This is a genomic window from Roseovarius sp. THAF8 (assembly GCF_009363735.1).
Classification (GTDB): domain Bacteria; phylum Pseudomonadota; class Alphaproteobacteria; order Rhodobacterales; family Rhodobacteraceae; genus Roseovarius.
The window spans coordinates 3,202,685-3,223,730 of record NZ_CP045410.1 but is presented as its reverse complement, the minus strand read 5'-3'; the positions used below and the strand labels follow the sequence as shown (position 1 = coordinate 3,223,730).

Annotated in this window: 22 protein-coding genes; 10 read left to right on the top strand and 12 right to left on the bottom strand. The window is 65.4% G+C overall.

Features of this window, described 5'->3' with window-relative positions; all coding sequences use genetic code 11:
* Positions 1-213 precede the first annotated feature (213 nt).
* A complete protein-coding gene (locus FIU85_RS15800) occupies positions 214-1,557 on the bottom strand; it encodes a replication-associated recombination protein A (protein ID WP_152497568.1) in 1,344 nt (447 codons plus the stop codon).
* Between the two features lie 2 nt (positions 1,558-1,559).
* Complete coding sequence (locus FIU85_RS15795; protein ID WP_152497567.1) at positions 1,560-2,945, bottom strand: trypsin-like peptidase domain-containing protein; 1,386 nt, start codon at positions 2,943-2,945, stop codon at positions 1,560-1,562.
* A gap of 188 nt (positions 2,946-3,133) precedes the next feature.
* Between FIU85_RS15795 and FIU85_RS15790 the strand changes: the two genes are divergently transcribed.
* The gene (locus tag FIU85_RS15790; RefSeq protein ID WP_152493524.1) at positions 3,134-3,379 is read left to right on the top strand and encodes a hypothetical protein; all 246 of its coding nucleotides are present in this window, start codon (positions 3,134-3,136) and stop codon (positions 3,377-3,379) included.
* Positions 3,372-3,827, top strand: coding sequence for a host attachment family protein (locus tag FIU85_RS15785; protein ID WP_152497566.1), 456 nt, complete (start codon positions 3,372-3,374; stop codon positions 3,825-3,827). Before FIU85_RS15790 ends, FIU85_RS15785 begins: the two co-directional genes overlap by 8 nt.
* A gap of 78 nt (positions 3,828-3,905) precedes the next feature.
* On the opposite strand, the gene rplQ is transcribed toward FIU85_RS15785, so the two are convergent.
* From rplQ to FIU85_RS15745, 8 genes are all read right to left on the bottom strand, one after another.
* Positions 3,906-4,334: a 50S ribosomal protein L17 gene (gene rplQ / locus FIU85_RS15780; RefSeq protein ID WP_152493526.1), complete on the bottom strand. Its 429-nt coding sequence runs from the start codon at positions 4,332-4,334 to the stop codon at positions 3,906-3,908.
* Between the two features lie 168 nt (positions 4,335-4,502).
* Positions 4,503-5,519, bottom strand: a complete 1,017-nt coding sequence (locus tag FIU85_RS15775) for a DNA-directed RNA polymerase subunit alpha (protein ID WP_152493527.1) — start codon at positions 5,517-5,519, stop codon at positions 4,503-4,505.
* A 118-nt stretch (positions 5,520-5,637) separates the two neighbouring features.
* Positions 5,638-6,027, bottom strand: coding sequence for a 30S ribosomal protein S11 (gene rpsK / locus FIU85_RS15770; RefSeq protein WP_007817184.1), 390 nt, complete (start codon positions 6,025-6,027; stop codon positions 5,638-5,640).
* Positions 6,028-6,042: 15 nt separating this feature from the next.
* Positions 6,043-6,411 carry a 30S ribosomal protein S13 gene (gene rpsM / locus FIU85_RS15765; RefSeq protein WP_057795022.1) on the bottom strand — a complete coding sequence of 123 codons (369 nt, stop codon included), beginning with the start codon at positions 6,409-6,411 and terminating at the stop codon, positions 6,043-6,045.
* Positions 6,412-6,672: 261 nt separating this feature from the next.
* Positions 6,673-7,317 carry an adenylate kinase gene (locus FIU85_RS15760; protein WP_152497565.1) on the bottom strand — a complete coding sequence of 215 codons (645 nt, stop codon included), beginning with the start codon at positions 7,315-7,317 and terminating at the stop codon, positions 6,673-6,675.
* Positions 7,314-8,678: a preprotein translocase subunit SecY gene (gene secY, locus FIU85_RS15755; protein WP_152493529.1), complete on the bottom strand. Its 1,365-nt coding sequence runs from the start codon at positions 8,676-8,678 to the stop codon at positions 7,314-7,316. Before secY ends, FIU85_RS15760 begins: the two co-directional genes overlap by 4 nt.
* Positions 8,679-8,787: 109 nt before the next feature.
* Positions 8,788-9,261, bottom strand: a complete 474-nt coding sequence (rplO, locus tag FIU85_RS15750) for a 50S ribosomal protein L15 (RefSeq protein ID WP_152493530.1) — start codon at positions 9,259-9,261, stop codon at positions 8,788-8,790.
* 159 nt (positions 9,262-9,420) lie between these two features.
* Positions 9,421-9,843, bottom strand: a complete 423-nt coding sequence (locus FIU85_RS15745) for a response regulator (protein WP_172978900.1) — start codon at positions 9,841-9,843, stop codon at positions 9,421-9,423.
* A gap of 289 nt (positions 9,844-10,132) precedes the next feature.
* On the opposite strand from FIU85_RS15745, the gene FIU85_RS15740 reads away from it, so the two are divergent.
* Positions 10,133-10,324, top strand: coding sequence for a hypothetical protein (locus FIU85_RS15740; RefSeq protein ID WP_254702923.1), 192 nt, complete (start codon positions 10,133-10,135; stop codon positions 10,322-10,324).
* A gap of 117 nt (positions 10,325-10,441) precedes the next feature.
* On the opposite strand, the gene FIU85_RS15735 is transcribed toward FIU85_RS15740, so the two are convergent.
* Both FIU85_RS15735 and FIU85_RS15730 read right to left on the bottom strand, forming a co-directional pair.
* On the bottom strand, positions 10,442-11,485 hold the full coding sequence (locus FIU85_RS15735; protein WP_152497562.1) for a Hint domain-containing protein: 1,044 nt from the start codon (positions 11,483-11,485) through the stop codon (positions 10,442-10,444).
* A gap of 178 nt (positions 11,486-11,663) precedes the next feature.
* The gene (locus tag FIU85_RS15730) at positions 11,664-12,425 is read right to left on the bottom strand and encodes an IclR family transcriptional regulator (protein WP_152497561.1); all 762 of its coding nucleotides are present in this window, start codon (positions 12,423-12,425) and stop codon (positions 11,664-11,666) included.
* 143 nt (positions 12,426-12,568) lie between these two features.
* On the opposite strand from FIU85_RS15730, the gene FIU85_RS15725 reads away from it, so the two are divergent.
* The 7 genes from FIU85_RS15725 to FIU85_RS15695 all read left to right on the top strand — a co-directional run bounded on the left by FIU85_RS15725 (position 12,569) and on the right by FIU85_RS15695 (position 20,944).
* The gene (locus tag FIU85_RS15725) at positions 12,569-14,089 is read left to right on the top strand and encodes an ABC transporter substrate-binding protein (RefSeq protein ID WP_152497560.1); all 1,521 of its coding nucleotides are present in this window, start codon (positions 12,569-12,571) and stop codon (positions 14,087-14,089) included.
* A 109-nt stretch (positions 14,090-14,198) separates the two neighbouring features.
* On the top strand, positions 14,199-15,116 hold the full coding sequence (locus FIU85_RS15720) for an ABC transporter permease (protein ID WP_152497559.1): 918 nt from the start codon (positions 14,199-14,201) through the stop codon (positions 15,114-15,116).
* Position 15,117: 1 nt separating this feature from the next.
* Positions 15,118-16,014, top strand: a complete 897-nt coding sequence (locus FIU85_RS15715; RefSeq protein WP_152497558.1) for an ABC transporter permease — start codon at positions 15,118-15,120, stop codon at positions 16,012-16,014.
* 4 nt (positions 16,015-16,018) lie between these two features.
* Positions 16,019-17,014 (top strand): ABC transporter ATP-binding protein, encoded by a 996-nt coding sequence (locus tag FIU85_RS15710; RefSeq protein WP_152497557.1) that lies wholly within the window; start codon positions 16,019-16,021, stop codon positions 17,012-17,014.
* On the top strand, positions 17,011-17,994 hold the full coding sequence (locus FIU85_RS15705; protein ID WP_152497556.1) for an ABC transporter ATP-binding protein: 984 nt from the start codon (positions 17,011-17,013) through the stop codon (positions 17,992-17,994). Before FIU85_RS15710 ends, FIU85_RS15705 begins: the two co-directional genes overlap by 4 nt.
* On the top strand, positions 17,991-19,556 hold the full coding sequence (locus FIU85_RS15700) for a gamma-glutamyltransferase (protein ID WP_152497555.1): 1,566 nt from the start codon (positions 17,991-17,993) through the stop codon (positions 19,554-19,556). Before FIU85_RS15705 ends, FIU85_RS15700 begins: the two co-directional genes overlap by 4 nt.
* Positions 19,553-20,944, top strand: a complete 1,392-nt coding sequence (locus tag FIU85_RS15695; protein ID WP_152497554.1) for a M20 family metallopeptidase — start codon at positions 19,553-19,555, stop codon at positions 20,942-20,944. The genes FIU85_RS15700 and FIU85_RS15695 overlap by 4 nt, the downstream gene beginning before the upstream one ends.
* Positions 20,945-21,046 lie beyond the last annotated feature (102 nt).

Here is a 21,046-nt window from a genome sequence, read left to right as displayed (position 1 = left end):
CAATTACGACATGATGTTACCAAAACACGAAAAAAATGTCGCTTCCAGCCTTCATATGCCGCATCACGATTTTTTTTCGCACGTTCAAATCACTAGCCAACGCTGTTGAACCTCTTGCAATCAAGGCGTTTTCGCGCACAGGCCCGATCTGCGACCGACTGTTCAGAAAACGACATTTCCGCGCACCCGGGCCACGGACGGGCCGGGATTCGCCTATGACCCCGCCTCGTCCTTGCGCGCCCGCAGCTTCGCGAAATAGCCCACCCGCTTGCCCAGCTCCCGCTCGAACCCGCGTTCGACGGGCTTATACAGCTCGGGCCGCTCCATCGTGTCGGGAAAATAATTCTGCCCCGAAAACGCGTCCTCGGCATCGTGGTCATAGGCATAGCCCGCACCGTATCCCTGCTCTTTCATCAGCCCGGTGGGGGCGTTCAGGATATGCTTGGGCGGCGGCTCGCTGCCGGTTTTCTTCGCGGCCTTCATGGCGGCCTTGTAAGCCACGTAGGCCGCGTTCGACTTGGGCGCCAGCGCCAGGTACGTCACCGCCTGCGCCAGCGCCAATTCGCCTTCCGGGCTGCCCAGCCGCTCGTAGGTTTCCCACGATTGCAGGCAGACCGCCTGCGCCTGCGGATCGGCTAGCCCGATATCCTCCACCGCCATCCGGGTGATCCGCCGCGCCAGGTACCGCGGGTCCTCGCCCCCGTCCAGCATCCGCGCCAGCCAGTAGAGGGCGGCATCCGGGTCCGACCCGCGCACCGACTTGTGCAGCGCCGATATCAGGTTGTAATGCGCGTCCCCCGACTTGTCGTACTGCGCCGCCCGCTTCATCAGCCGCGCGGTCAGCGCGTTCGTGTCCAGCTTCTTGTCGGTCTTCCACGCCGCCACCTGCTCGATCAGGTTAAGCAGCGCCCGCCCATCCCCGTCCGCCATCTCCAGCAACGCCTCGCGCGCCGCGCCGTCCAGCGGCAGCGCCCGGTCCAGTTCCTTCTCCGCCCGTTGCGCCAGCCGCTCCAGCTCCGCCAGGGTCAGCCGCTCCAGCACCAGAACCTGCGATCGGCTCAGAAGCGCGGCGTTCAACTCGAAACTCGGGTTTTCCGTAGTGGCCCCCACCAACAGGATCGTCCCGTCCTCCATATGCGGCAGAAACCCGTCCTGCTGCGCCTTGTTGAACCGGTGGATCTCGTCCACGAACAGCAGCGTTCCCTGCCCGTTGGCGCGCCGGTGCTTGGCCGCGTCGAACACCTTGCGCAGTTCCGGCACACCGGAAAAGATCGCGCTGATCTGCACGAAATGCAGGTCCGTCTCGTCCGCCAGCAGCCGCGCGATGGTGGTCTTGCCCACGCCCGGCGGTCCCCAGAAGACCAGCGATGTCAGACTGCCCGAGGCCAGCATCACCCCCAGGGGGCCATCCGGTCCGATCACCTTGTCCTGCCCGATCACCTCGGACAGCGCGCGGGGCCGCAGCCGGTCCGCCAGCGGGCGCGGCGCGCTGTCATGCGCCTTGTCGTCCCTTGCGTCCGGTTTGGCTTCGGGGCCGGTATCGAACAGATCGCCCATGGCTACAGCCTGAACCGCAGCGTGCTGCGCTGCGTGCCCCGCTGCACGTCCAGGCTCAGCCAGCGCCCGCTCGCCTCCAGCAGAGGCTCCACCATGCCGGGCTCCTCGACGGTCACGCCGTTGATCCCGCGCAAAATGTCCCCCTGCCGCAACCCGGCCCGCAGCCCCGCGCGCCCCGGCTCCAGAACAACGACACCCTCCGCCATCAGCGGCAGGCCCAGTTCGGCAATGACGGCCGGGTTGATGTTGCCCAGCACCATGCCCGGTATCACGCTCCGCGGGCCCGTCTCGGTCACCTCCCGCGGCGGCACCTCCGGCGCGCGTCCCAGCCGCAGGACCACGTCCTCGGCTTCCCCGTCGCGCACCCGCGTCACCCGCGTCTCGCCGCCAATCCCGGCCACCGACATCCGGTAAATCATCTCCGGCGCGGCATTCACCACCTGCCCGTCCACCGCCGTGATCACGTCGCCCGCCTCGAATCCGGCCTCGGCAAAGGGGCTCGCGGGATGCAGCTGCGAAATGATGATCCCGCCCGGCACGCCCAAGCCCATTCCCTCGGCCATGTCCGCCGTCACCGGCTGGCCGCTGATCCCCGCCCAGGGCCGTTCGAACGCGGTGTTGCCGGCCTCTGCCTGCGCCACGAACTGCGCCACCAGCGCCGCCGGAATCGCAAAGCCGATCCCGTTCGACCCGCCCGACCGGCTCAGGATCCGCGTGTTGATCCCCACCAGCCGGCCCTCTATGTCCACCAGTGCCCCGCCCGAATTGCCCGGGTTGATCGGCGCGTCGGTCTGGATGAAATAGCCCCGCGCGTTGCCCGTGGCCGCGCCCGACCGCGCCAACCCCGACACGATCCCGCTGGTCACCGTCTGGCCCACGCCAAAGGGGTTGCCGATCGCCAGCACCAGCTCGCCCACCTCGACCGTATCGCTGTCGCGCAGCTCCAGCGCCGGCATCCCTTCCGCGCCGTCCAGCTTCAGCACCGCAAGGTCGCTCTCCTCGTCGGCCAATAGCACCCGCGCCTCGAATTCCCGCCGGTCGTTCAGAACCACGCGGATGTCCGTGGCCATCCCCACCACGTGGTAGTTCGACACCACGATCCCGTCCGCGCTCAAGATCACACCCGACCCCAGCGAGTTCTCCACCCGCTGCCTCGGCCCGCCGAAATCGCGAAAGAACTCGTCGAAGAACGGATCGCCCCGGAACGGGCTCGCCCGCGTGTTCACCACCCGCCGCGCATAGATGTTCACCACCGCGGGGGCGGCCGTCTTGACAACAGGCACGAAGCCCATGCTGATCTCGCCCCGGCTCTCGGGCACGCGCACTTCCGCCCCCGCCGGCACCGCCAGCGTCGCGCAGAGGATAAGGCCAAAGATCCATCTCACCATGCTCCACGATATGCGCCCGCCGCGCCCTTGATGCAAGCACGACAAGACAGGCGCCCCCCTGCTTTTCCTCTGGCCAGAAATATCCCGGGGAGCGCGAGGGGCTGGCCCCTCGCTGCCGTCCTCACAGCCCGCACCACCCGATGGAACCCCCCGCCCCACCCGGCGTTTTCCTGACAGGAGGTACCACCATGGCAGAGAGATACAGATCGAAGGACGGCAAAAGCGAAACCGAAGAATTCGTCGACGACGTCCCCACCCCCGACCAGCAAGGCCGCGCCCAGGGCAACCTGGAACGCAAGGTCGGCACCCGCGACTCGCTGAAGCGGACAAAAAGCGAGGATGCCGGCGCGACCCGCGTCACCAAGGAAGACGAAAAGGGCGAAGGCAATCTCGGCGGCCATCACGGCACCGGCAAGGAGAAACGCGATGACTGAACTCAAGCAAGGCACCTGGGTCGTGGTGACCGACAGCGAAAAGGCGCTCTTCCTGCGCAACCTCACCGACCACCAGGACCCCAATTTCGAGGTCATGGACACCGAGGAACAGGAAAATCCCTCGGATATCGAGCAATCGGCCAACCGCCCCGGCCGGATGCAGGACACCGGGGTTCAGCAGATGTCGGCGATGGATGACACTGACTGGCACGAACTGCAAAAGGAGCGCTTCGCCGCCGACCTGTCGGACATCCTCTACGATGCCGCCCATAAGGGCGAATATGACCGTCTGATCCTCGTCGCCGCGCCAAAGGTGCTGGGCCACCTGCGCGACGACATGCACAAGGAGGTCACGTCGAAAGTGGTCAGCGAGATCCCCAAGAACCTCGCGGGCCATCCCGTCGACGAGATCGAGAAGCTGGTCAAGAAAGAGCTCGAAAGCGCCTGACCGGGGCCCCTTCGGGAACGAAAAAACGCCGCCGGGCATTCCCGGCGGCGTTTCTGTTTCAGTCAAGGGAAACGGGGCTTATGCCTCGTCGTCCCCGTCCATGTCCTCGGCGGCGACGCGGGCCTTGTCGGCCGCACCCTTGGCGTCGCGGTCGCGCTCGACGAATTCGATAATCGCCATCGGCGCCATGTCGCCATAGCGGAAGCCGGCCTTCAGCACGCGGACATACCCGCCCTGGCGCTCCTTGTAGCGCGGGCCCAGCACGTCAAACAGCTTGGCAACATGCATGTCCTGCTTCAGTTGCGCGGCGGCCTGGCGGCGGGCGTGAACGTCCCCGCGCTTGCCGAGCGTGACCAGCTTTTCCACCACGCGCTTCAGCTCCTTGGCTTTCGGCAGGGTGGTCTTGATCTGTTCGTGTTCAATCAGCGAGCCGGCCATGTTCGCCCACAGCGCCTTGCGGTGCTCGTGGGTCCGGTTCAGGCGGCGATAGCCTCGTGCGTGACGCATGTTTCTTACTCCATTTGGTGCCCTCTACGGGCGGTTTTGCTTTGTCCGGCCGGCGATGCGTGTCACCGGCTCTCCTTGGGGCAAGCACCGCTTGAAAAGCGGCGCGTCACCCGAAAATTACCCGCCCCGGGGCGGGCAATCCGTAGGGTGGGGTTTCACCCCACCTTCTTAAAATTGATCCTCGAACTTCTTCGCCAGATCCTCGATGTTGTCCGGCGGCCAGTCCTCGACATCCATGCCAAGGTGCAGACCCATGCCCGACAGCACCTCCTTGATCTCGTTCAGCGACTTGCGGCCAAAGTTCGGCGTGCGCAGCATCTCGGCTTCGGTCTTCTGGATCAGATCGCCGATATAGACGATGTTGTCGTTCTTCAGGCAGTTCGCCGACCGCACCGACAGTTCCAGCTCGTCCACCTTCTTCAGCAGAAGCGGGTTGAACTCCAGCCCGTCGTCGTCGTCCTGACGCTGCGCGCTCTCCGGCTCTTCGAAGTTCACGAAGATCGACAGCTGGTCCTGCAGGATGCGCGCGGCAAAAGCCACCGCATCCTCGGGCGTGATCGACCCGTCCGTGGTCAGCTTCATGGTCAGCTTGTCATAGTCCAGCACCTGGCCCTCGCGGGTGGGCTGCACGTCATAGCTGACCTTCACCACCGGCGAATAGATCGCGTCGATGGCAATCAGGCCGATGGGCGCGTCTTCCGGTTTGTTCTTGTCGGCCGCGACGTACCCCTTGCCCTGGTTCACGGTCAGTTCCATGAACAGGTCCGCGCCCTCGTCGAGGTGGCAGATCACGTGTTCCTTGTTCAGGATCTCGATACCCGCGCTGTCGGCGATGTCGCCGGCGGTCACCACGCCCGGCCCCTTGGCCGAGATCGACAGCCGCTTGGGCCCCTCGACATCCATGCGGATCGCGACACCCTTGAGGTTCAGCACGACATCTGTCACGTCTTCACGGACACCGGCGATGCTGGAAAACTCGTGCAGCACGTTGTCGATCTGCACGGATGTAATCGCCGCGCCCTGAAGGCTCGACAACAGCACGCGGCGCAGCGCGTTGCCCATGGTCAGGCCAAAGCCGCGCTCCAGCGGTTCCGCCACGACGGTCGCCTGGCGCAGCGGGTCGTTGCCCGGCTTCACCTCAAGCTGCGTCGGCTTGATCAATTCTGCCCAGTTCTTATGGATCATGCGGTCCCTCCATCCTTGTCCCCGGCCCCATGTCCACAGGCCTCCGAGACGCTCGAGGTTTCAAAATAACGGAAATGGGGCCGTGAAAACTCACGCGGCCCCATCCAAAAAATCGGTCTCAGACCCGGCGACGCTTCGGCGGGCGGCAACCATTGTGGGCAATCGGCGTCACGTCGCGGATCGACGTGATGTTGAAGCCGACGGCAGCCAGGGCGCGCAGCGCGCTCTCGCGGCCCGACCCGGGCCCCTGCACTTCGACTTCCAGCGTCTTCATGCCGTGTTCCTGCGCCTTGCGGCCGGCATCTTCGGCGGCCATCTGGGCGGCATAGGGCGTCGACTTGCGCGACCCCTTGAAGCCCATCGTGCCGGCCGAGGACCACGCAATCGCGTTGCCCTGCACGTCCGAGATCAGGATCTTGGTGTTGTTGAACGAGCTGTTCACATGCGCCACGCCCGTGGCGATGTTCTTCGAGACCTTTTTCTTGGTCCGGCGGGTATCTCGTGCCATTGGTTCTGCCCTCCCTTACTTCTTCTTGCCGGCGATGGGTTTCGCCGGGCCTTTGCGGGTGCGCGCATTGGTATGCGTGCGCTGACCGCGAACGGGAAGGTTGCGGCGATGGCGCAGGCCGCGGTAGCAGCCAAGGTCCATCAGGCGCTTGATGTTCATCTGCACTTCGCGGCGCAGGTCGCCTTCGACCATGTAGTTGGCGTCGATATGTTCGCGCATGGCGACCACTTCGGTGTCGCTCAGCTCGTTGACCCGGCGGGTCAGGTCGATATTGACGGCCTCGCAGATGGCCTTGGCCGAGGATTGGCCGATTCCGGTGATGTAGGTCAGGGCGATCGGGACCCGCTTGTGGGTCGGGATGTTAACGCCGGCGATACGTGCCACGTGTCATGTCCTTTCGTTGCGGGTCCGTAACGCCAGACCCTTTTTTCACAACGTAGGCCCGAGGCGATTGCTCCGGGCCGCAGCTGAATTCAGGTGATCGATTCTCGGGCGGGCGCGACCCGCGCGGGAATCATGTTCTCGTCAGAGATGGTGTCGTCTAGAAGCAAACGCCCGAGGCGTCAACCCTCTGTCAAGAGAATTGTGCCTGTCGGCGAAAACCCAAGGAATAAAGGCTCTTCAGCAGGGCCGCGCAGATGGCGTTCAGCCCTTGAGCGCCCCCGCGATGCGGGCCTTGACCTCGTCGATTTCGCCCAGCCCGTCGATCGTCTCCAGGTCGCCCTTGGCGTAGTAATACCCGATCAGCGGCGAGGTTTTCTTGTAGTATTCCATCAGCCGCTTTTTGAGGCTGTCCTCGTTGTCATCCGCCCGGCGCTTCACGTCGGTCGAGCCGCAGTTGGCGCATTTGCCATCTTCAGGCCACGGCTTGGTGATGTCGTTGTAGACCGCGCCGCAATTGCCGCAGGTCGAGCGCGCGGTGATGCGCTGCACCAGTGCCTCGTCATCCACCCGCATTTCCACCACCGCATCCAACGTCTGGCCGGTCTCGGCCAGCAGTTCGGCCAGCGCGTCGGCCTGGGCCAGCGTCCGGGGGAACCCGTCGAAGATGAAGCCGCCGCCATTCTCGCCGTTGATCTTCTCGCGGATCAGGCCGATCACGATCTCGTCCGTCACAAGGTCGCCACGGGCCATCACGTCGGCCACGACCTTGCCCATCTCGGTGCCGCTGTCCTTGGCCTCGCGCAGCATGTCGCCGGTGCTGAGCTGGGTCATGCCCCGCTCTTCGACCAGGATATGTGCTTGCGTGCCTTTACCGGCCCCCGGCGGTCCGAGAAGTATGATATTCATCGACGTCCTGTCCCTTTTCTGCGTGACCGTTTACGGCCCTTGCCGCTTAGCTGCGACTTCTCGATCAGGCCCTCGTACTGGTGCGCCAGAAGATGCGACTGGACCTGCTGGATCGTGTCCATGGTCACCGATACCACGATCAGGACCGAAGTGCCGCCAAAATAGAAAGGTATGGCGAACTGTCCACGCAGGATCTCCGGAAGGAGACAAACTGCCGCAAGGTAAGCCGACCCCAGCACCAGGACTCGCGTCACCACGTATTCCAGGTATTCCGCCGTCTTCTTGCCAGGCCGGATGCCGGGCACGAACCCGTTCTGGTTCTTCAGGTTGTCGGCCACGTCATCGGGCTTGAACGCCACGTTGTAGGTGTAGAAATAGGCGAAGAACACGATCATGGCCGTGAAGAACACCAGGTAAAGCGGCTGCCCGGGTCCGAAATAGGCCAGCAGGGTCGACATGAACGGCCCCGTGTCGCTGCCCGAGAACGTGCTGACCGTGGCCGGCAACAGCAGCAGCGACGAGGCGAAGATCGCCGGGATCACGCCCGCCGGGTTCACCTTTACCGGCAGGTGGCTGGAGCCACCGTCATAGACCTTCATCCCCACCTGGCGGCGCGGATACTGGATGTGGATCTTGCGCAGGCTGCGCTCCATGAACACCACGAAGGCGATCGTCGCCACGACCATCACGATCACGCCGATGATCACCGCCGGGCTGATCGCGCCCGACCGGCCGCTGGCAAAAAACTGCGCCAGCGCGGCGGGAACCTCGGCGATGATGCCCACGAAGATGATCAGCGAGATACCGTTGCCCACGCCCCGCGCGGTGATCTGCTCGCCCAGCCACATCAGGAACATCGTGCCGCCGACGAGCGTGATCATGCAGCTCGCGATGAAAAAGAACCCGGGGTTGGACGCCAGGTCGCCCGCCTGCAACGACGCGGCCAGGCCATAGGATTGCAGCGTGGCCAGGAACACCGTGCCATAGCGCGTGTACTGGTTGATCTTCTTGCGCCCCTGCTCGCCCTCTTTCTTCAGCTGCTCCAATGCCGGCACCATCGCCGTCATCAGCTGCACGATGATCGAGGCCGAGATATAGGGCATGATCCCCAGCGCAAAGACGCCCATCCGTCCCAATGCGCCGCCGGTGAACATCGACAGCATCCCGCCGATCGACGATGCCGCGCCTTCCATGAAGTTGCGCAGCTCTGCCCCGTCGATGCCCGGCACCGGGATATACGTCCCGATCCGGTACACGATAAGCAGGCCGATGGTGAAGAAGATGCGCTTGCGAAGCTCGGTGGCCTTGCCCAGGGCGGACCAGCTCGTGTTCGCCGCCATTTGTTCTGCTGCAGATACCATGCGGATCTCTTTTTTATGCAAACGCCGCCCAAGCCGTTTTCCGGCCAGGCGGCGTTTATAAGGAAAACTAGGGGTGTATGTAAGGGGCGGGACGCCCGCTCACAACCTCTTATTCAGCCGCCTTTGCGCTCGCCACGGTCAGCGAACCACCGGCTTTCTCGACCGCGTCGACCGCCGATTTCGAGGCACCGGTGACGTCCAGCGTCAGCTTCGCGGTGACTTCGCCCTTGGCCAGAACGCGGATGCCATCCAGCTTGCGGCGCACCAGGCCGCTTTCCACCAACGTGTCCTCGGTGATGGTCTGGCCGGCGTCGATCTTCTTGGCGTCGATGAACTTCTGGATCATGCCCAGGTTCACCACGGCGAATTTCTTGCGGTTCGGCTTGTTGAAGCCACGCTTGGGCAGCCGTTGATACAGCGGCATCTGGCCGCCTTCATAGCCGTTGATCGCCACGCCCGAACGGGATTTCTGACCCTTGATACCACGGCCGGCGGTCTTGCCCATGCCGGAACCGGGGCCACGGCCCACGCGTTTCTTGCGTTTGGTCGCGCCTTCGTTGTCGCGCAGTTCATGCAGTTTCATATCGCTTCTCCTAAGCCGGATGTGACCCCCGAAGCGATGGGGCCAACCACGGCATGTCTTGGTTCATGTGAATCGGGTCATGTCTGACCACCGGGGGCGTATAGACCCGTTGCGCCGGTCGATCAAGGGGGCTTGGTCGTCCTGCCCGCCCCGCGCCTGTCAGGCCTCTTGCGGCTTGCGCGACACGAGGTTCGACAGGCAGGCCGAAAGCTCGCGCGCGGTGAACGGTTTTTCCACGACCGGCCCGGTATAGCCCATGTCGCGCACCGTATCCTCGCTATGCGCGGTCACCAGCAGGTAGGGAATGCGCAGCTTCTCCATCGCCGCCACCAGCGGGCGACAGCTGTGCCCGCCCAGATCGACGTCGATCAACGCGCAGTCGATCAGCCGCGACCGCGTCTCGACAAAGGTCATGGCCGATTTCAGATCGGTGGGCGCGCCTACCACGGCAAAGCCGCCATCATCGAGCGTCCCCTCGATATCGGTGCGGATCAGAACGTCGTCCTCGACCACCAGGACGCGCCACGCCGATCCGGGCGCTTTCGCGAGGTCGCGCGCGCTGGTCGGTGCGGGGTCGGTCATACCCCCCAACTCGCCGGCCGCGTTCGAAAGGTCGGGATCAGGTCGAAAGGTCTGTGTGTAGGATCGCGTTGTCATACGTCATCATATAAGGACCAGCTCAATATATCATAACGATTTCACTGCCCTATAATGCTCACGCCACTCAACACACTCATTATGAGTAAGCTGTTGAATCCAAGGTGCGCAATCTGGTATCAGTGCATCTTCCGAATGGTCTTCGGCCTGACATCCCGTGGTGGAGCACCTCATGCCCGATTCCGGCTCTAAACGACTGGAAAGACTGCAAGTCATGATCTCCGAAGAGGAGCTAAAGGCGCTGGACGACTGGCGTTTCAAGTCCCACATGCCCAGCCGCGCCGCCGCCGTGCGCGAACTGCTGAAGCGCGGACTTGCGGCCGAAGGCTACTTTTCCATCGCCGGCGACGGCTCCTCGTCGCGCGATTTTGGCGTCATTGCCTCGAAACCCGACAAGTCCCCGTAGGGTGGGTGAAAACCCACCGCCCGTCGGGTGAAAACCCACCGCCCGTCGCGTTAAGCCCCACCGCCCGTCGGGTGAAACCCCACCGTGCGCCGGGTGACAAGCACGCCACCGCCTCCTTCAGCCGAACGCGCGGTGGTTCTTCACATGCCGATCCACCAGCCGCCGCCCGCGCCCGCCCTTCACGAACAGCCGCGCCGGAACGTCCTGCCCGGCGATCGGACCGGCACCGGGCATGGCCAGACCGGCGCTTTGCGCAGTCTTCAGCGCCTTCATCGCTTCCTGCCCGCGATACAGGCTCTCGGCGCCGATCCCGTTGGCCCGCAGCACCTCGTGCCGGTCCATCACCACATGGTAATACTCGACCCCTCCCTCGCGCATGTCCACCGCGACGTCCGCGACGCACAGCAGGAGCTTGGCCGGCAACAGCACCTCGGTCTGGCCGAACATGCGGTGCGCGATTTTCGAGCGGACGAGGATGCGATGCTGCGGCGACACCACCAGGTCCTCCACCGGCAGCCCCGGCCCCAGCGCCCCCGTCGCGATGCGGATCGGGCGCACATGCGGGTTGCGCGCCAGCGTCGCGGCGCTCAGCGCGTGACGCTCGATGGCCCGCACCGGCTGCGGTCCGTGGTCGGCGGTCAGCACCAGGTCTCCCGCCGCCAGCGCCTCCACGGCAATTTCCGCCTCCGGCGACACCGCCGCGATCCGCGTGCCCGCGGCAAAGCAGACCACGTTCACGGCGTCGTCGGTGGTTCCGATCACCGCCGCGTCGTGGCCGCCCACATCGGTGATCCCGCCGGTCGTCACCGACTGGACATTCAGATCGCCATAACTGTCGTTGGGCAGGATGAAATACCGCGTCGTGCCCCCGCTCGACACGGTCAGGAACACCACGTCGAGGTTGCTTTCATGCTGCGGGCCGAAGGTGCTCGTGCTGCCGTCGCCGCGCAGGAAACTGCCCGAGGATGACGGCTCCCGGATCAAGTCGATGGTATAGGTCGTCCCGCCGATGGCGATCAGGTCGCCTTCATCGAACTCCCCGTCGTTCAGGTCCGGCCCGCTGGCGCCGTCCACCACGCCAATAAGAGTTCCATCCGCGTTGGAATAGGTCGTGTTCGCACTGATACTGGTGACCTCGATCAGGTCATGGATCGTCGCCATCGCCCGAATGCCTCCGCGTTCGCACCGTGCGCGGGCAAGCGGCGCATCGCTGGCCGGCCCGGTGCTGCACCGTCCACGTCTTAACGTGCTGCGGTGAAGGAAGGCTTAATCCGGCCCGGTCCGGCCGCACAGGTCGAAGAGCGGCGGGCGCAGGGCGCCGGGCGCGTCCGCGCCAGGCTCAGCCCAGTATGCCCGCCGCCGTGTCCAGGACATGCGGCAGGAACTGCTCCAGCACCTGCCTTTCGTCGAACGTGATGCCAGAGATCGACACCTGCACCGCCGCATGGGCATGGCCCTCGTTGCCCCGCACCGGGGCGGCCAGGCTGATCTCGTTCAACAGCATCTGGTCGCGCGTGATGCAGTACCCGTCCGTCCGCGCCGCCTTGATGCTGCAGGCGATCTCGGCACGGTCCATCACGGTCTTTTCCGTGCCTTGCACCAGCGGCCAGGTGGCACAGGCCGCCTCGATCTCGGCGTCGCTCCTCGTGGCCAGCATCACCCGCCCCGAGGCGGTGTTCAGCGCCGGCAGCCGCCGCCCCACGATACTGGCGGCGAAATGCGTCCGCTGGTTGGGCAGCCGCAGCGAATAGATGATGTGATCCCCCGACATTTGCGCCAGGTTCACCGTCTCGCCCCTCGCGCGGCTGAACTCGATCAGCTTGGGCAGGGCACGGGCGATCACCGGGTCGGACCAGTAATAGGCATAGGCCAGCTCCAGCCACGCGTGGCTCGGGCGGTACAGGCGCGATTTCGGGTCGCGCTCCAGCATCCCCTCCACGTGCAGCGTGTGCGCCATCCGCTGCACCGCGCTCTTCTCCAGCCCGGTGCGCGCCACCAGGTCCGTGAGCGACAGCGCGACGTGTGATTCGTCGAACGCCCGCAGGATCTGCAACCCCCGTGCCAGCGTGCTGGCATAAAGGCTATCCCGCTTCTTTTCCATGCTTTTCCTCCCGCTGCGGCTGTACCTGCCTCGCCGGATACACCCGGCTCTTGACGTCAACCCGCACACCATTGCTATACTCATCAAATAACAATCGGCAATATCAAATAATGATAACCGCCATAACGCAACAGGGAGTCCCCATGCTCGGAAAGACCACAACCACCGCAACCCTCCTCGCCTCGGTCCTGGTGGCCGGCGTGGCCATGCCTGCCCTCGCCGACAAGGCCTCGGGCACGCTCAACGTCGCCTTCACCAAGGAGCTGGAGAACGTCGACAGCTACTTCAACTCGTCGCGCGAGGGTGTCGTGCTGCAACGCGCCATCTGGGACGGGCTGATCTACCGCGACCCCGAAACCAACGAATATGTCGGCAACCTCGCCACCGACTGGGAGTGGATCGACGACACCACGCTGGAATTCAAGCTGCGCGAGGGCGTCACCTTCCACAACGGCGAGGCGTTCAACGCCGATGACGTGGTCTACACGGTCAACTTCGTCGCCAAGGAAGAAAGCGGCGTGAAGACCCAGCGCAACGTCAACTGGATGGAATCGGCCGAGAAGATCGACGAGTACACCGTCCGCATCAACCTCAAGGACAAGTTCCCGGCGGCGATCGAGTTTCTGTCCGGCCCGGTCTCGATGTACCCCGATGAATATTACGCCGAGGCCGGCCCCTCCGGCATGGGGCTCAAGCCCGTCGGCACCGGCCCCTACAAGGCGGTCGAGGTCACGCCTGGCCAGCATTTCGTGCTCGAGGCCAACGAGAACTACCACGACAGCCCCAAGGGTCAGCCCGAGATCGAAAAGATCGACATCCGCACCATTCCGGACGTGAACACCCAGATGGCCGAGCTTTTCTCCGGTTCGCTCGACCTGATCTGGCAGGTGCCCGCCGACCAGGCCAACAAGCTGGCCACGATGGACCAGTTCACCGTCGCCAATGAATCCACCATGCGCGTGGGCTACCTGCAGATGGATGCCGCCGGCCGCTCGGGCGAAAACCCGTTCACCAACAAGCTGGTGCGCGAGGCCGTCAACTACGCCATCAACCGCCAGGAACTGGTCGATGCGTTGCTGCAAGGCGCGTCCAAGGTGGTCTACACCCCCTGCTTCCCCAGCCAGTTCGGCTGCAACCAAGACGTGACCGAGTACGAGTACGACCCCGAAAAGGCCGAGGAACTGCTGGCAGAGGCGGGATATCCCGATGGCTTCACCGTCGATTTCTACGCCTATCGCGACCGTCAGTACGCCGAGGCGATCACCTCGTACCTGAACGCCGTTGGCATCCAGACCAACTTCAACATGCTGCAATATTCCGCCCTGCGCGAACTCAACATGAAGGGCGAGGTGCCGATCTCGTTCCAGACCTGGGGCAGCTACTCGATCAACGACGCCTCGGCCATGGTCAGCCAGTTCTTCAAGCACGGCTCGCTCGACAGCACGCGCGACGACCAGGTACTCGAATGGCTGGACATCGCCGACAGCTCGACCGACCCGGACGAGCGGGTGGAGTACTACACGAAGGCCCTGCAGCGCATCACCGAAGAGGCCTACTGGGCGCCGATGTTCACCTACAACACCAACTACGTGTTTAAAAATGAAGTCGCCTACACGCCCACGCCCGACGAGGTGCTGCGCTTCGTCGACATGAGCTGGAACTGATACAGCCCAAGGCGAGGGGCCGGCCCCGGCCCCTCGCCCGCCCGACCTTCACGCCAAGCTTTCCCTTTCCCCGCAACGCGCATCCGGCGCGTCACGCAAAAGGTCCGCCATGCTCACATTCATACTGAAACGTCTCGGACTGGCGGTGCTGGTCGCTTTCACGGTCAGCTTCATCAGCTTCTCGCTGCTGTTTCTGTCCGGTGATCCCGCCGCGGCGCTGGCCGGGGAAACCGCCAGCGGCGAGGACGTCGAGGCGCTGCGCCGCCTCTACGGCTTCGACCGCCCGATGCTGGTGCAATACGGCGACTGGCTGTTCTCGGCGCTTCAGGGGGATTTCGGCGAAAGCTATTACTTCAAGCTGCCCGTCGCCAGCCTGATTGCCGAGCGCCTCCAGGTCACCATGACCCTGGGCGTCTGCGGCATCCTCTTCGCCCTGATCACCGCCGTGCCGCTGGGCGTGGTCGCGGCGATCCGCCCCAACTCGATCATCGACCGCGTGGCGCTCTTCCTGTCGGTCGCGGGCCAGGCGATGCCGTCCTTCTGGTTCGGCCTGATCCTGATCGTGATCTTCGCGATCCAGCTGGGTATGCTGCCGCCCTCGGGCGCCGACAGCTGGCGGCACTTCATCATGCCCACCATCGTGCTGGGCTATTACGCCATGCCCGCCATCATGCGCCTGACGCGCGCCGGGATGCTCGACGTGCTGAACTCCGACTATATCCGCACCGCGCGAGCCAAGGGCGCGGGCGAATCCCGCGTGCTCTTCAAGCACGCGCTGCGCAACGCCATCATCCCGGTTGTCAGCCTCGCCGCCGTGCAGATGGGCTTCATGCTGGGCGGCTCCATCGTGGTCGAAAGCGTCTTCGCGCTGCATGGCGCGGGCTATCTCGCGTGGGAAAGCATTGCTCGCAACGACCTGCCCACCGTGCAGGCGCTGATCCTCGTCTTCTCGATGTTCTACATCGTCTTCACCTTCCTCGCCGACGTCCTGAACGCCTGGCTGGACCCCAGAATGCGGAGTGCCTGACGTGACCGATACGACCGATCCACTCTCGCGCGAAATCCAGGGGCCCTCCCCCCGCCAGATGCTCAAGGCCCGCGCCCTGTCGCACCGGGGGCTGATCTTCGGCCTGGTCGTGGTGGGCCTGCTGGTGCTGGTGGCGATCTTCGCGCCGCTGCTGGCCCCGCACGATCCCTACGCCCAAAGCCTGATGAAACGCATGGTCCCCCCGGTCTTCATGGGCGGCACGTGGGAACATCCGCTGGGCACAGACCACCTGGGCCGGGACTACCTGTCGCGGCTGATCTACGGCGCCCGCGTGTCGCTGCTGATCGGCGCGGTCGCGGCGCTGATCTCGGGCTTCATCGGCACCGCGATGGGCGTCGCCGCCGGCTATTTCGGCGGCAAGGTCGACACCGTCGTGACCTTCCTGATCAACGTGCGCCTCGCCATGCCGGTCGTGCTGGTGGCGCTGGCGGTGGTGGCCATCCTGGGCGGCTCGCTCACCGTGGTGATCTGCGTGCTGGGCCTCCTGCTGTGGGACCGTTTCGCGGTGGTCATGCGCGCCTCGACGCTGCAGATCAGCCGGCGCGATTACGTGGCCGCCGCACAGGTGATCGGCGCCTCGACCCCGCGCATCGTCCTGACCGAGATCATGCCCAACGTGTTCAACAACCTTATCGTCATCGTGACGCTGGAAATGGCCCACGCCATCCTGCTGGAAGCCGCGCTAAGCTTCCTCGGCCTGGGCGTCCAGCCGCCGATCCCCTCCTGGGGCCTGATGGTGTCCGAGGGCAAGAACATGATGCTGTTCGAGCCGTGGCTGGTGCTGATCCCCGGCGCCGTGCTCTTTGCGCTCGTGCTGGCGATCAACCTGATGGGCGACGGCCTGCGCGACGTCACCGCCCCCGAAGGACGGAGCTGACGACATGTCCGAGACATTGCTTTCCGTAAAGAACCTCACGCTCGACATCCCCACCGGCAGCGGCACGCTGCACGCGGTGCGCGGCATCGACTTCGAGATGAAGCGCGGCGAGACGCTGTCGATCGTCGGCGAAAGCGGCTCGGGCAAGTCGCTGACCTCGTTGGCAGTGATGGGCCTTCTGGGCAAGTCGATCAAACGCGCGGCGGACGAGATCCGCTATGACGGCATCGACCTTCTGAACGCGAACAACCGCGTCATGCGCGACCTGCGCGGCAATCGCATCGCCATGATCTTCCAGGAGCCGATGACCTCGCTCAACCCGGCCTACACCATCGGTGACCAGCTTATGGAAACTCTGCTGCTGCACCGCGATGTCAGCAAGGCCAAGGCCCGCGCCCGTGCCGTGGAACTTTTGGAAAAGGTCGGCATCACCGCCGCCGAAAGCCGCCTGTCGCAATATCCGCACCAGCTGTCCGGCGGCTTGCGGCAACGCGTGATGATCGCGATGGCCCTGATGTGCGAACCCGACCTCCTGATCGCGGACGAGCCCACCACCGCGCTCGACGTGACCATCCAGGCCCAGATCCTGCGCCTTCTGGTCGACCTCACGCGCGAGATGAACATGGCGATGATCCTGATCACCCACGATCTTGGCGTCGTGGCGCGCGTGGCCGACAAGGTGGCGGTGATGTATGCCGGCGAACTGGTCGAAACCGGCCCGGCCGAGGCCGTCTTCGCCACGCCCAGCCACCCCTATACACGCGGCCTGCTGCGCTGCATCCCGCAACCGGGCAAGACCGAACGCGGTGCGGCGCTCGGCACAATTCCCGGCATCGTGCCCTCGCTGGTGGGCGACGTCACCGGCTGCGCCTTCCGCACCCGCTGTCCCCATGCCGTGCCCGCCTGCCGCGAGGCGATTCCCCTGCGCGGCACCGACAACCACGACTTTCGCTGCGTCCATGCCGATGGCGCCCTCTCCAAGGAAGGAGACGCCGCATGAGCGATATCCTCACCCTCGACCACGTCAAGAAGACCTACAGCGTCAAGCAGGGCCTTTTCGGCAAGCGCAAGCCGCTCTCGGCGGTCAACGACGTCACGCTTTCGATCCGCAAGGGCGAGGTGCTGGGCCTCGTCGGCGAATCCGGCTGCGGCAAGTCCACCCTGGCCAAGCTGTTGCTCGGTCTCGAAAAACCGACCGATGGCGAGGTACTGGTCGAAGGCGAGAACATGCAGGATCTTGACCGGCGCGCGTTGGCCGGACGGCTTCAGCCGATCTTCCAGGATCCCTACTCCTCGCTCAACCCGCGCAAGTCGATCTACGACCTGATCTCGCTGCCCTTGCGGGTCCACCGCATCGGCGACTCCGCCAGCCAGCGCAAGGCGGTCGAGGAGATCCTCGACATCGTGGGCCTGCCCGCCCGCGTCATCAACACCTATCCCAGCCAGATGTCGGGCGGCCAGCGTCAGCGCGTGGCCATCGCCCGCGCGCTGGTGATGAAGCCCGAGATCGTCATCTGTGACGAGCCCACTTCGGCGCTGGACGTGTCGGTGCAAAGCCAGATCCTCAACCTGCTGGCCGATCTGCGCCGTGACTTCGGGCTGACCTATCTCTTCATCTCGCACGACCTTGCGGTGGTCGAACACCTCGCCACCCGCGTTGCGGTGATGTATCTTGGCCGCATCGTCGAGGAGGCCCCTGTGGCCGACCTTTTCGAGCGTCCGCGCCACCCCTACACCCAGGCGCTTCTCAGCTCGGTCCTGACGCCCGACCCGACGCAGGGCGTGCCCGAAACCTCGCTCGGCACGGCCTATCCCAACCCGATTGACCCGCCCTCGGGCTGCGCCTTTCACCCGCGCTGCCCGCACGCCACGGAACATTGCGCGGCCCAGGCGCCCCGGCCACTGCAAACCGAAACCGGGCTGGTCGAATGCCACCTGCACGACCCCGAAAGCCCGATGTACCAGAAAGGCGCGGCATGAGCGCACTGTCCAGAACCCAGACGGTCGCCAAGCACGTCATCGAAACGCCCGGCGGCGTGGTCGCCGCCCAGCACCGCCTGGCGGCCGAGGCGGGCGCCGAAGCCCTGCGCGCGGGCGGCGACGCGGTCGATGCCGCCGTGGCCACTTCGTTCGCCATCGGCGTGCTGGAACCGTGGATGAGCGGCCCCGCCGGCGGCGGCGCGGCGCTCCACTGGCGCGCCGACACCGGCGAGGCGGTGGCGATCAATTTCGGGATGCGCTCTCCAAAGGCGCTCGATGTGGCCGACTATCCCCTGTCCGGCGAAGGCAAGGCCGGCGACCTTTTCCCCTGGGAACGGGTCGTCGAGGACCGCAATGTCGAAGGCCCCAAAGCAATCGCCGTGCCCGGCGTCGTGGACGGCATCGGCCAGGCCCATGAAAGATGGGGCCGCTTGCCCTGGGCCGATCTCCTGGCCCCCGCCATCGCCCACGCCCGCGAGGGGATGCTGGTCGACTGGTACGCCGCGCTCGTGATTGCGTCCGTCGCCCGCAACCTCGCCGCCGACCCCGACGCCGCCGCGCTCTTTCTCGATGACGGCACCTGGCCCAAGGGCTCGGGCTGGACCGCGATCCCCGACAACCGGCTCGACCAGACCGCCATGGCCGACATGCTGGAGGCGCTGGCCCGCGGCGGCCCGCGCAGCTTTTACGACGGCGATATCGCGCAGGCCCTTGCGGGCGACGTTCAGGCCAAGGGCGGCAGCCTCGCCACGGGCGACCTTGCGGGCTACCGCGCCTGGATGGGGGAGGCGCAACGCGTGCCCTACCGCGACGCGCTCTTTCACGTCATGCCCGGCCTAACGGCCGGTCCCACTTTCGCCCGCGTGATGGAGCAACTCACGGATCAGGACCTTTCGACCCCCGAGCGCGCCTTCCCGGCCTATGCAAGCGCCCTTGACCGCGCCTATGCCGAGCGTCTGGGCAAGATGGGCGACACCGGCGAAGTGCCCGAGGCGCCCGGCTGCACCACGCATTTCTCGGTCGTCGACCGTGCCGGCAACATGGTCGCCAACACCCAGACCCTGCTGTCGATCTTCGGCAGCCGCGTGGTCTCGCCCTCGACCGGCCTTTTGATGAACAACGGCATCATGTGGTTCGATCCAGAGCAGGGCAAACCCAACTCGCTGGCCCCGGACAAGGCCTGCCTGATGAACGTCTGTCCCATCCTCGGCCACCAGGGCCCGCGCCACTTCGCGCTCGGCGCCTCTGGCGGGCGCAAGATCGTCTCGGCGGTCTCGCAGATGGCCTCCTTCATCACCGATCGCGGCATGGATATCGGGGCCGCGTTCCACGCGCCCCGCATCGACGTCTCGGGCGGCGGCACCGCCATCGCCGACGACACGCTGCCCGCCTCGGTTCTGTCGGCCATCGAACAGGTGATGCCGGTGCAGACCACCCGGCGCACCGTCCTGCCCTATGCCTTTGCCTGTCCCGCCGGCGTCATGCGTGATGATGCCGTGAACACGGGATGTACCGAAATCATGTCACCCTGGGGTGACGCAGTCCTGGAAGACCCTGAATGACCCGCGACACCGCCATCTCCAACGCCACCGAGTATTTCAACGCCGGCACGTTCCAGTCCGACCTGGCGACCCTCGTGGCCTTCCGCAGCGAAAGCCAGAACCCCGCCCCCGAGGCCCGCGCCGAGGCGCAGCGCTACCTGGTCGAGGCGATGCAACCCCGGCTGGAGGCCATGGGCTTTGCCTGCGAGATCGTCGCCAACCCCAACCCCAAGGGCGGGCCGCTCTTGCTGGGCGAACGGGTCGAGGGCGACGACCTGCCCACGGTCTTGACCTATGGCCACGGCGATACCGTGCTGGGACAAGAGGGCATGTGGCGCGACGGGCTACAGCCCTGGAAGATCACCGAAGAAGGCGACCGCCTCTACGGGCGCGGCACCGCCGACAACAAAAGCCAGCACCTGATCAACATCGCCGCGCTTGAATCCGTTCTCGCCGCGCGCGGCAGCCTCGGCTTCAACACCCGCATCGTCATCGAGATGAGCGAGGAAGTCGGCTCGGTCGGCCTGCCCGAGATCTTCCGCACCTACAAGGACCGGCTGACGGCGGATGTGCTGATCGCCTCGGACGGGCCGCGCCTGCAACCCGAGGTGCCCACCATGTTCATGGGCTCGCGCGGCGGCACCACCTTCGACCTCGTGGTCGAAACCCACGAAGGGGCGCACCATTCCGGCAACTGGGGCGGCCTGCTGGCGGACCCGGCGATGATCCTCGCCCACGCGCTGGCCTGCATCACCGATGCGCGCGGCCAGATCAAGGTGCCCGAATGGCGCCCCGACAGCCTGACCGACACCGTTCGCGAGGCCCTGCGCGACTTGCCCGTGCAAGGCGGCGAAGGCCCCGATGTCGACCCCGACTGGGGCGAGGAAAGCCTGACCCCCGCCGAGCGCGTCTTCGGCTGGAACAGCTTTGCCGTGCTCGCCATGGTCTCGGGCGTGCCCGACGCGCCGGTCAACGCGATCTCGGGCTGGGCGCGGGCCACCTGCCAGCTGCGCTTCGTCGTCGGCACCGATCCTCAGGATGTGGTCCCCGCCCTGCGCCGCCATCTCGACGCGCACGGCTTCGACCGGGTCCAGATCCGCCCGCATGACCGTGGCTTCTTCGCCGCCACCCGGCTCGATCCCACCCACCCCTGGGCGCAGTTCGTCGGCCAGTCGATCCGCGAGACCTCGGGCCAGCTGCACGTCCTGCCCAACCTCGCCGGCTCCCTACCCAACGACAGCTTCACCGATATCCTCGAGGTGCCCACGATCTGGGTGCCGCACTCCTATCGCGGCTGCTCGCAACATGCGCCCAACGAACACGTCCTGAAATCCGTCTGCCAGGATGCGCTGCGGGTGATGGCGGGCGTGTTCTGGGACATCGGCGAAAAGCCGACACCGGGCCGGTGACGCAGGCGCGGGCGCGGGCGGTGTTGCGCGCACGATGCGTCAACGCCGCGTTCACCCCTCCGGCGGACCAGCGCACGATGCCCTAACGCCGCGTTCACCCCT